The organism is Chryseobacterium scophthalmum (assembly GCF_900143185.1).
In the GTDB taxonomy this organism is placed as follows: domain Bacteria; phylum Bacteroidota; class Bacteroidia; order Flavobacteriales; family Weeksellaceae; genus Chryseobacterium; species Chryseobacterium scophthalmum.
In genome coordinates, this window is the sequence record NZ_FSRQ01000002.1 from 541529 (window position 1) to 553288 (window position 11760).

Consider the following 11760-nt stretch of genomic DNA (forward strand, 5'->3'; position numbering starts at 1 on the left):
ATTTCGTTTTTATTATTTTTCTTCCTGAATGGCTTTCACATTTTTCCAGGTGGTTCCGTCATAAACCTCAACTCCGTTTTTCTTCAAAATTTCTACAGCCTGATCCGCCTGTATACCTTTGTTGCAGAAAACCACTACTTTTTTTCCTTTCAGATTTTCAATATTATTTTGAAGTTCAGCCAAAGGAATATTCACGGCGTCTTTCGCTGTTGCCTCAGAATATTGTTCTGGAATTCTTACGTCAACCAAAACCATGTCGGAGCTTTTTACAACCTCCTTGATATTGGTTTTAATAGTATTGTCTGATACTGCTTTTGTTTTACAACTATTTAACGCAAATACTGAAATCAGAATTAGCGCACCTATTTTTACTTTCATCTACAATGTTTTAGATTGACATACAAAATCTGAAACAGGAAGTTTTTCTGTTTTTTTGATGCCGTTAAAACCGCCTTCTATTTCTGTGAAATTTCTGATTCCGTGTGAGTTAAGGATGCTTGCTGCAATCATGCTTCTGTAACCTCCTGCACAATGCAAAAAGAAATGTTCAGAATCATCAATGGTAGAAACCCAGTCGCTGATTGTATCCAAAGGTCTGCTGTAAGCGTTGTCGATATGTTCCGCTGAATATTCTCCGATTTTTCTTACATCAATCACTTTTGAATTTTCATTAAATGCTTCTGCAAATTCGGCAGGGGAGATTCTTTTTACTTCGTCGATTTCTTTTGTTGAATTTTTCCAGGCTTCAAAACCACCTTTTAAATATCCTAAAACATTATCAAAACCAACTCTGCTTAATCTTGTTATAACTTCTTCTTCAGTTCCTTCGTCAGAAACCAGTAATAAAGGATGTTTTACATCTACGATAAGACTTCCTACCCACGGTGCAAAATCACCTTTTAAACCGATATTGATTGCATTTGGAATATATCCTTTATGAAAATCTGCAGGTCCTCTTGTATCTAAAATCAAAGCTCCTGTTTCTTCAGCAAAACTTTCAAAATCTTCTACCGAAATAGGGTTTAAACCTCTATCCATCACCGTATCTAAGCTATCGTAACCACCTTTATTCATGGCAACATTCATCCCGAAATATTTGGGTGGCGCAGTTAATCCGTCTAAAACTTCTCTTATAAATGATTCTTTATCAGGCTGATTCAGCGCATAATTTGTTCTTTTTTGATTCCCTAAAATATCTACGGTCTCTTTCTGCATATTTTTTCCGCAAGCCGAACCCGCTCCATGAGCCGGATAAACCGTAATACTGTCATCTAAAGGAAGAATTTTATTGTGTAAACTTTCATATAAAATTCCTGCAAGATCTTCCTGCGTAACGCTTCCCGCTTTCTGAGCAAGATCAGGTCGCCCTACATCACCTAAAAACAAAGTATCTCCTGTGAAAATAGCAGTTTCTGTACCGTTTTCATCAATTAAAAGATAGGTTGTACTTTCCATCGTGTGACCCGGAGTGTGAAGTACTTTTATTTTGATCTTTCCGATTTCAAAAATCTGGTTGTCTTCAGCGATAATTGCTTCAAATTCAGGCTGTGCAGTGGGTCCGTAAACAATAGGAGCATTGGTTTTTTTACTTAAATCTAAGTGACCCGAAACAAAATCTGCATGAAAATGAGTTTCAAAAATATATTTTAAAGTGACATTGTCTTTTTCAAGACGGTCAAGATATGGTTTTACTTCTCTCAGCGGATCTATGATTGCTGCTTCATTTTCTGATACGATATAATATGCGCCTTGTGCTAAACAGCCTGTATATATTTGCTCAATTTTCATCTTTAGGGTGAGAATTTTTTTTGTTCTTTAATCTACAAAAATCGGATTTTATTTTTTAATACCCGCTAAAATAAAATATCTGTTGTAATAGAATAAATCTATAAAGTCTTATTTAGTCTAAATTATAAAATAATATCGGTGTTTTAATGCTTCTTATTTAGCTTTTCAATCCTTGAATTAAAAATTATTTTATGTTAAAGATTTGTTTAAATCAATTGAATACTATGTTTAGATATATGACTTTTGTCTTCAGTTATTACCAAAAAAGAACTTTCAAAGTAAAAAACTCAAGTGTATGTTCTTTTTTACTTTGAAAGTTTTGATAATGGATGATGTATAAGAATTAATTTTAGTTATCCAGTTGTTTCCAGGCAGACCCTGTCCAGCCGAAAAAATGCTGATCTTGAAAAACAATTGTTCCTTCACCACCATTTGGAATAGGAGTGACAGCGCCATCGGTCAAAGCATTGTCGGAATAATCTGTGGAAATTTTTAGAGCACCATCTATATCCAATGTCTCTGCGGGATCTATATTATTAATACCTATTTTTCCTGATGGTGCAGCTTCTGTTCCGGTAAGTTCTGTTCCGAAAATTGCACCTCCAATGTTGAGTTGATTGCTCCCAGAGCTAGAGGTTACATCTTGTTTAGCTCCGATAATGATATTATTGGTCGTACCATCTGCAATTTTATTTCCTGCTGTAAATCCGATTGCTATATTGTGGCTTCCTGTTTTATTATTGATGTTTGATAAAGTGCTGTGTCCGATCGCAATATTTTCATAACCTGTTGTATTAAAAAGAAGGCTGCTTTGTCCTACTGCGATATTTCCATTGCCTGTCGTATTCGCAACCATAGCGTTATTACCTATTGCTACATTTAAGGCTCCTGAAGTGCTATTATATAAATTGTAACTACCTACCGCAACATTATGTGTACCTGTGGTGTTTTTTGTCAAAACCTGATTCCCTAATACTGTATTACTGCTTTTATTACCTGTTCCCCTTCCTACGGTAATGTCATTCACGATTAAATCACCTCCTGTAATGGCTTTAATCTCATTCTTTGAATTTTTTGTATGATAAATTCGCACCTTTTCGGTATTATTAGTTTTCATTACAAAATCACTAGAATTTGTAGTTCCTATAAAATTATCTGCTGAAGCTGTGTTCCCAGAAATAGACCAATTGTTTCCTGTGTTTACTTTTTGCCAAACATCACCATCAAAATAGAAAATTCCTATACTCGTTACATTTTTTGTTTTGAGACTTACATCTGCAATATTTAATGGTGAGGTTACATATACAATAGCGGATTTTTGGTCAACGTTGTAAAGGCTATCCTTTGCTTTTAGTTCGGTTCCTGTAAGCCTTGGAACAATGACTCCATCAATTTTTGAAAAATCTGATGGAGTTGCCATAATGTCTAAGGTTGCTTTTGGGCTTTCGGTGTTTATTCCCACTTGGGCAATCGAAATAATAGAACCTAACATACTTATTATTAGTATTATTTTCTTCATTCTTTTTTATAAATTAAATTACAATACATGATAAATTACAAAAATCCATAATCAAGGTTTGTTTTTTTGAAGATGAGATTTTGAAATGACTTAGAGGTTTGCAAATTTAAATTACTGATAAACAGATTATGTGGTGTGATTTTGTTCTTGTGTGGTATTTATTTGATGAAAATCACAAAATATTGAAAATGTATAAAAATTAATTATTTTAAAAATTTATTTCGGTATCAATAAATAAATCTGTTTTTTTTGATTAGGAATGAAAGGTTGAATTCAAAAAAAAGTATTTTAAGTATACCCGTTGTGCATTTTGTAAATTAAATAATTGATATTTAAACGATTGTATTTCTTTTCTAAATGAAATGCCTTTGTTTATCTTAAAGAAAGCATTTATTGTAAAAACTTTGTCTGTCTTGGCGATTAAAAAAAGCACAAGGATATACAAAGAGTTTAAAAAACTGAAATAAAGTTGAACAAAGCCGTTTCACTTATTTTCGAAAAACAAAGATTCAAAATACACAACGGTTTCTAAGTATATAATTGTATGTTGTGTCACACAAGGTGATTCTGCATTTCTACATCACGTGACCTTTCATTACGAAACGCTTCAGGAGTACAGTACATATATTTTTTAAAATATTTGTTAAAATTAGACTTGTCTGAAAAACCTAATCTCCCTCCGATTTCGTTTACCGTAAGGTCGGTACTCTTTAGTAGCCTTTCTGCCTCCAAAATTATACGTTCTTTAATAATTGTTCCTGTAGACTTTCCAAATTTTGCTTTAGAAATTGTGCTTAGATAATGAGGTGTAATACACATTTCGTTTGCATATTCTTTTGGGAGTTTCCATTCTTTGAACTTCATGTCAATCAGTTCTTTAAAGTTTTGTGCCAATGTACTTTTATGGTTTTTTTTCAGTAAAATAGAATCGGTTCCTAGATTAAAATACCTTTTATACTTTACCAAGGCAGCTTTCAAATAAAGACAAATCAATTCTTTATATTCATTTTTAGACCTGCGATATTCGTTTTTAACAAGATTTGCCAAAGAAATCCATTCTTTAATAGAAGATGCATCAACATCTATATATGGTACATCTCCAAGATTTATCAGATCGCTTTTTATCTTTCGGTTTCCGGTATAGATATGATTGTAAAAAGATTTTGTAAAATTAATCATAAAACCCTTCGCGTTTTTTAATTCTTCCCAAGAATGTATTTGTCCGTAAGTCATTAAAAAAATACGATTTTTTTAATTTTATAGGAAATTGAATCGATTGTGTGAGAGCCAAATCCAGACTCAATGATTAACAATGAATAAAAATCATGACGATGATTATGCCTTAAGCTTTTTACATGAACTGAAAAATCTTCTAAGCTACAGATATTAAAACCTTCTAATTGTTGGATGGTAGGAACTAAATTATTTACCGAGTATGTACATAAGTCATTGCTTTCTTCCACTATCAAAATTTTTTGTTAAAGATGCAGGTTATTTACTTCGGCAATTTACTGATAAGTATTTTATCGACATTTAGAAAATTGAGAATTGATTTAAACTAATGATATTCAAATTCATATAGATCATTTAGCTATTTTTGTTTTTTTATAGAGTATTGCAATAATATAGTTGTTTTTTTAATATTCACTAAAAATCATATCTTTAAATCATAAAAATATCAAATGGCAGACAAAACAAAATTTATCGAAGAACTTTCTACAAGATATACTCCAAAAGGAGAACATATTATTTTAGGAAAAGGAATGTTGGATGGCGAAGTAGTTACTGAAGTCAATGTTACGATTCCTTTAAAAACTATCAACCGTCACGGTTTGATTGCCGGAGCTACCGGAACTGGAAAAACAAAAACACTTCAGGTTTTCGCCGAACAGCTTTCTCATGCAGGAATTCCGTCTTTGGTTTTAGATATCAAAGGTGATTTTTCGGGAATTGCAGAGGCGGGACAAATGAATTCTATCATTGAAGAACGATATGCAAAAACACAGCTTCCGTATAATCCGCAGGCTTTTCCTGTTGAATTGATGAGCATTTCGGGTGGAAAAGGTGTGAAATTACGTGCAACGGTTACCGAATTTGGACCTGTTTTGTTAAGCAAGATTTTAGAATTGAATGATACTCAGCAAAGCATCATGTCGATTGTTTTTAAATATTGCGATGATAAAGGTTTGCCTTTAATTGATTTAAACGATTTAAAGAAAGTTCTGCAATATGTAACCGATAATCCGCAAGGTAAAGCAGAATTGTCTGCCAATTACGGTTCTATTGCTCCAGCTTCTTTAGGGGCAATGTTGAGGTCAATTGTTGCTTTAGAGCAGCAAGGTGCCGCAGATTTCTTTGGTGAACTGAGTTTCGATGTTCACGATTTGTTGGAAACACGTGATGGAAAAGGTGTTGTCAATATTTTAAGAGTTGCTGATATTCAAAACAAGCCACAACTGTTTTCAACATTTATGCTTTCGCTTTTTGCTGAAATTTATATGAGTTTCCCTGAAGAAGGTGATAGTGGAAAACCAAAATTGGTTCTCTTCATTGATGAGGCGCATTTGATTTTTGATGAATCTTCAAAAGCACTGGTTTCGCAAATCGAAACGATGGTAAAACTGATTCGCTCTAAAGGTGTCGGGATTTACTTTATTACTCAGATTCCTGGTGATGTTCCTGAAAATGTTCTTTCTCAATTGGGTTTAAAAATCCAGCATGCATTGAGAGGTTTTACCGCAAAAGATAAAAAAGAAATTTCTAAAGCGGTTGAAAATTATCCTACAACAGAGTTTTATAATGCTTCTGAGTTGATACAGAATTTAGGAATTGGGGAAGCTTTTATCACCGCTTTGGATGAAAAAGGAATTCCAACACCGCTTGTTCACACGTATCTGATTTCTCCTGAATCAAGAATGGATGTGTTGAATGATGCCGAAGTTTCAGAATTAACATCAAAGTCTGCATTGGTTTCAAAATATGAAAAACCAATCGACAGCGAGTCTGCCTACGAAATTTTAGTAAGAAGAATGGAACAGGCTGTTGAAAATTCGGCTCCAACTCAAAAAACAAAACCAGTGAAAGAAGAACCGGGAATGTTTGAGCAGGTTCTTAAAAGCAGTGCAGGAAGAACTTTCGCCAATACTCTGATGAGAGAAGGTGCAAAAGCGATTCTGGGAATGTTTGGCTTGGGTGGAAGAAAAAGATAGTGTTTTGAGTGGTCGGTTTTTGGATTTCTTAAAGTAATTTCATTATTTTAGCAGAATTGCCTTTTAGTAAAATCAAAATTTCAAAAGGTTTGATTTTTGATTATAGAAGATTAAGTTAGATTATAATGTATTCAATTATAGATATAGAAAGCAATGGTGCAGGTTTTAGAAAAGAATGCATTATAGATATCGCCATTTTCAAATATGATGGTCACAAAATCGTAGACCAGTTTATTTCGCTCGTTAATCCGGAAAGCGAGATTACTCCCTTTGTACAAAAGCTGACGAATATTAGCCCGAAAATGGTGAAAACTGCTCCGAAATTCCATGAATTGGCAAAAAGGGTAGTGGAAATTACAGAAGGGACGACTTTGGTAGGACACAATATAGATTTCGATTACAGAATGCTTCGTCAATCTTTTCAAAGGTTGGGTTACGATTTTAAAATCAATACTTTAGATACAATTCCTTTAGCGAAAAAGCTGATTCCGGATGAGGTAAGTTATTCTTTGGGGAAACTGGTGAAATCATTAGGGATTCCGTTGGTTAACGCACATCGTGCAGAAGGTGATGCAAGAGCAACTTTAGAATTGTTTAAATTATTACTTTCAAAAGATACGAATAACGAGATTATTCAGGAGCAACATGAGGAAACAAATGCTAAAACTTACATCAATAAAATCAAGTTGTTAACTCAGGATTTACCAAGCGAAAAAGGGTTTGTTTATTTCCAGAATGAAGCCGGAAAAATTATTTTTTCAGATTATGTGCAGGATATTAATAAGTTTTCTAAAAAGCTTTTTAATTCTAAATCAAAAAAATGGGAAAATATTCAGACTGAGGTTGAGCAAATCAATTTTGAACTGACGGGAACTGATATTATCGCCAAGTTGATTTTAAATTCAAAAGGAATAAAAAAGAGAGAAACATTGCCTTTCGGGCTGTATTTTAGAAATGATAAATATTTAGTAGAAAAAAATACTTTAAATAAAACCGAAAAACCGATTCTTAAATTTAAAGCTTTCACACAAGGCTCAAAAGCGGTACAGTTTATCAGCAAAATTGAAGAATTTAAAGATATCAATGTTTTCAAAAAGAAAATCGATTTTAGAAAAAGAAACGAGCTTTGGCTGGGAAGCGGAAGAAAGCTTGGTGAAAAACTTTTCCTGATCATTGATAACGGAAAAGTAACGTCGTATGGTTTTTACGAATTGTTTACTCAAATTCAGACCATGAGTAAAATTTCAAAACTGAAAATAGACTTGCCTTTGCCGACTGGCGACCTCATCAATGATTTACAATTGGCGCTGCTTCGAGGTGATTTTGAGACGTTACCGTTACCAAAATAAAAGAACTTTTTTAGATGAATCTGTATTTTTGTCAAGAAGAAAAATTTTTTCAAATTAATGTTTTCGCAAAATAAATAGTACTTTTGCAAAAGAATAAAAAAAGCAATGCAAAATTTTAAACAAAATAAAACTGGTAAAAAGGGAACTGTAAGGTTCTCTAAGGTTTGGAATATTTAAGGAGTTGCCTTGCATAAAAAATAATTATTGCGGCAGACTCTTTTCGGAAGAATCTGCCTTTTTTTATGTAAAATTGAAATTATGAATTCAAAAGAATTATTAAAGATCGCCAGCGAATTTGGCACACCGGTGTATGTTTACGATGCAGAATCGATTAAAATCCAATACGAGAAACTTACATCTTCTTTTTTAAAACACACAAAGTTCTTCTATGCTGCAAAGGCATTGACCAACATTAATATTTTAAAATATGTAAAGAACTTAGGTGCTTCTTTGGATTGTGTTTCAATAAATGAAGTTAAATTAGGTCTAAAAGCAGGTTTCCCGAAAGAGAAAATCTTGTTCACTCCAAACTGTGTTGATTTGGCTGAAATTGAGGAAGCAATGACACACGGAGTTCATATCAATATCGATAACATCTCTACTCTTGAGCAATTCGGTAACAAATACGGAAACACCTATCCAATTTTGGTAAGAATCAATCCGCATATTTTTGCCGGGGGTAATTACAAAATCTCTACAGGTCATATCGACTCTAAATTCGGAATTTCTATTCATCAGGTTCGTCATATTGAAAGAGTAATGAAATCTACCAATCTGAATGTAGAAGGTCTTCACATGCACACCGGAAGCGAAATCAAAGATCCTGATGTTTTCCTTCAGGCTCTTGATATTATGCTTGAATTATCTGAACATTTCCCGAATCTGAAATATCTGGATATGGGAAGTGGTTTCAAAATTCCTTACCAAGACAGCGAAGAAGAAACCGATGTGAAAACTTTAGGTAAAAAAGTAGAAAAAGTAATCGCAGAATTTTCAAAATCTACAGGGAAGAAATTCGAACTTTGGTTTGAACCTGGAAAATTTTTAGTTGGAAAAAGCGGTTATTTATTAGTGAAAGCTAATGTCATCAAGCAAACTACTGCAACCGTTTTTGTTGGAGTAAATTCAGGATTTAACCATTTAATTCGTCCGATGTTCTATGATTCTTACCATCAGATTGAAAATTTATCTAATCCAAAAGGAGCGGAAAGAATTTATACTGTTGTTGGAAACATCTGTGAAACCGATACCTTTGCTTGGGACAGAAAACTGAATGAAGTAAGAGAAGGCGATATTTTAGCATTCCATAATGCAGGAGCTTATGGTTTTGAAATGAGTTCAAACTTTAATTCAAGATTAAAACCTGCGGAAGTTCTTTTCTTAGACGGAAAAGCGCATTTAATCAGAAAAAGAGATGAATTTGAGGATCTTTTGAGAAATCAGATTGAAATTCTTTAAGAATAATATGACTCCACAAGAAATTGTGGAGTTTTTTGTTTAATTTAAATCTCAGAAAACAATCATTGATTCTTTTGGAAGCTTAACAATTGCTTACATTTGATTTCTATAAAATGGTTTAAAAATTTTGGTAAATAACTGCCAAAATATATCTACAAATACAATAAAGAATAGTTATAATGAGTAGTTCTCTGAAGAAATTCTATATCATCGCTTGGGCATTCGGTTTGGTCTTTTATTTTTTAGATTATGTGATTCGGTCTGCTCCTGCGGTAATGATCCCTCAATTGGTTGATAATTTCAATACCACCGAGCTGAAACTTATCAGCATGATAGGAACTTATTACTACACATATTCTACCTGTAGCTTGATTGCGGGGATTGCTCTAGACAAATTCGGGGCAAAAAAATCTCTTTTTGTAGGAACTTTAATTTTAGGAATTGGATGTCTGTTATTTTTACTTTCAACCCAGTTTGCGGGAGTTTCAGGAAGGCTTTTACAGGGAGCAGGTTGTGCTTTTGCTTTTCCGGGATGTGTTTATCTTGCGAGTAAAGGATTTTCTTCAAAATCTTTGGCAACAGCAATTGGAGTCACTCAATGTATAGGAATGTTGGGTGGAACAGCGGGACAGTTTGTAGTTGGACCATGGATAGAATCAGGAGTGAGTATTCATACTTTTTGGCTTTGGTCCGGAGTGGCAACTATTATTACAGCATTTTGTTTATTTTTTGTTATTCCTAAAGACCAGAAAAGCGAAAATTCTACCGATAATCAACCGAAACATTTAGGATATTTGGAACCATATAAAATCGTTTTTAAAAATCCTCAATCCTGGCTTTGCGGAATTATTTCAGGATTACTTTTTGCTCCGACAACTATTTTTGCGATGACTTGGGCGGTTGCTTTTTTCGAAAAAGACAAACAGTTTGCTTTTCATGATGCGGCAGTAACGAGTGCAATGGTTGCTTTTGGTTGGGTTTTCGGGTGTCCTTTGCTCGGTTTTATTACAGATAAAATAGGGCGAAGAAAACCTGTTTTGATTGGTGGTGCAATTTTGATGATTTTAAGTTTGCTGCAGATGATTGTATTGCCAGATTTATATTCTGCAAAAGTGAGTATGTTTATTTTAGGATTAGGTTCGGGAGCGGCAATGATTCCGTATTCTGTGATAAAAGAAACCAATCCGGATTACGTGAAAGGAAGTTCTACAGGAGCAATTAATTTTATAACTTTTGGCGTGACTACATTGTTAAGTCCTGTGTTTAGTAGCTTTTTTGGTAAAGATTTAGGTTTATCTGATGCAAATATTCATTTTCAAAATTCACTTTTTTTCTGGATTGGAGGAATTGTTTTAGCAATTGTTATTTCACTAATGCTTAAAGAAACAGGAAGTAAGGTTCAGGTTGAAAATAAAATTTAGATAAAAAAGATAAGCTACTTTTTTTGGCTTAATTTTTTATGTAGTTTTAAAAAATATTTTATGAAAACACTAGTATTATTTATAGGGCTTTTTGTGGCAAATTTCGCGTTTGCTCAGGATCTTGAAGACAGAGATGAATCTTTCATCGTAGAAAATAATAAAAATCTATTAAAAATAGACATTAAAGAACCTTTTATGCAGGTTGCTGTGAAAGGTTGCAACGATTTTCAGGCAGCAAGTTTTGAAGGAGGAGCTGCAGCTTACAAAACTATTCTCAGAAAATACATGTATACGTATCTGAATTCAGATTTTTATACTTTAACAGGCGATTTTACATTTACACTCACCATTGATGCGATGGGCAGAGTAATTGATGTAGCCGGAGATCCCAAAGTTTTGAACAGTGATGTTTTCTTTGATGATATGCAATATGTGGTAAGAAGAATTAAAAAAGACTGGAAACCTGCAATGTGTAACGGACAACCCGTAAAATCTGAAATGAAACTTAAGATGAGCTTCTCATCATTATCTGCCGATATGTAAATTATGAAGAAATATTTTTTTGTATTTATTCTGTTAATAGGGTTTAAAAGTTTTGCTCAAGAACCTAAAGCTGAATCTGAAAAATTTACTGTAACAGAGAAAGCTGAATTTCCAGGAGGTGATGATGCTTTCAGTAAAGAGTTTTTAAAAATGATTCATGGCTATATTGATATGGATAAATATGCGGTGAATGGTAAGTTTACTTTTCTTTTTGATGTCAGTACAGAGGGAAAAGTTGAGAATCTTAAGGTTTTGCCTAAAGTAAAAGACAGCGAATTGTTTATAGATGATATGAATTTCGCCATTAAAAGAGTTAAGAAAAAATGGAAACCTGCAATGCAGGATGGAAAACCTGTCGTTTCAAAAAAAGTAATTAAAATTAATTTTACTTCAGATCATTTTGATCATGGAGATTAATTATTTTAAAATATATTAATAATTGAATTAGTCGTTGTATTTTGCAATGACTTTTT

10 protein-coding genes are annotated in these 11760 nt (G+C 33.2%); 6 read left to right on the forward strand and 4 right to left on the reverse strand.

Annotated elements, in window-relative coordinates; translation table 11 throughout:
* Positions 1–12 precede the first annotated feature (12 nt).
* From BUR17_RS12730 to BUR17_RS12745, 4 genes are all read right to left on the reverse strand, one after another.
* Positions 13–378, reverse strand: coding sequence for a rhodanese-like domain-containing protein (locus BUR17_RS12730; protein WP_074230737.1), 366 nt, complete (start codon positions 376–378; stop codon positions 13–15).
* A complete protein-coding gene (locus BUR17_RS12735; protein ID WP_074230738.1) occupies positions 379–1788 on the reverse strand; it encodes an MBL fold metallo-hydrolase in 1410 nt (469 codons plus the stop codon).
* A 349-nt stretch (positions 1789–2137) separates the two neighbouring features.
* Positions 2138–3307, reverse strand: a complete 1170-nt coding sequence (locus BUR17_RS12740; RefSeq protein ID WP_143747585.1) for an autotransporter outer membrane beta-barrel domain-containing protein — start codon at positions 3305–3307, stop codon at positions 2138–2140.
* Between the two features lie 552 nt (positions 3308–3859).
* On the reverse strand, positions 3860–4486 hold the full coding sequence (locus tag BUR17_RS12745) for a helix-turn-helix domain-containing protein (protein ID WP_159437601.1): 627 nt from the start codon (positions 4484–4486) through the stop codon (positions 3860–3862).
* A 503-nt stretch (positions 4487–4989) separates the two neighbouring features.
* Here BUR17_RS12745 and BUR17_RS12750 point away from each other — a divergent pair.
* The 6 genes from BUR17_RS12750 (at position 4990) to BUR17_RS12775 (ending at position 11704) form a co-directional block, all read left to right on the forward strand.
* Positions 4990–6516 (forward strand): helicase HerA-like domain-containing protein, encoded by a 1527-nt coding sequence (locus BUR17_RS12750; RefSeq protein WP_074230741.1) that lies wholly within the window; start codon positions 4990–4992, stop codon positions 6514–6516.
* 125 nt (positions 6517–6641) lie between these two features.
* On the forward strand, positions 6642–7865 hold the full coding sequence (locus tag BUR17_RS12755) for a 3'-5' exonuclease (protein ID WP_074230742.1): 1224 nt from the start codon (positions 6642–6644) through the stop codon (positions 7863–7865).
* A 258-nt stretch (positions 7866–8123) separates the two neighbouring features.
* On the forward strand, positions 8124–9323 hold the full coding sequence (gene lysA, locus BUR17_RS12760) for a diaminopimelate decarboxylase (RefSeq protein WP_185116691.1): 1200 nt from the start codon (positions 8124–8126) through the stop codon (positions 9321–9323).
* Positions 9324–9502: 179 nt separating this feature from the next.
* On the forward strand, positions 9503–10744 hold the full coding sequence (locus tag BUR17_RS12765; RefSeq protein WP_074230743.1) for an MFS transporter: 1242 nt from the start codon (positions 9503–9505) through the stop codon (positions 10742–10744).
* A gap of 60 nt (positions 10745–10804) precedes the next feature.
* Positions 10805–11287: an energy transducer TonB gene (locus tag BUR17_RS12770; RefSeq protein ID WP_074230744.1), complete on the forward strand. Its 483-nt coding sequence runs from the start codon at positions 10805–10807 to the stop codon at positions 11285–11287.
* A gap of 3 nt (positions 11288–11290) precedes the next feature.
* Positions 11291–11704, forward strand: a complete 414-nt coding sequence (locus BUR17_RS12775; RefSeq protein ID WP_074230745.1) for an energy transducer TonB — start codon at positions 11291–11293, stop codon at positions 11702–11704.
* The last annotated feature ends 56 nt before the right edge of the window (positions 11705–11760 follow it).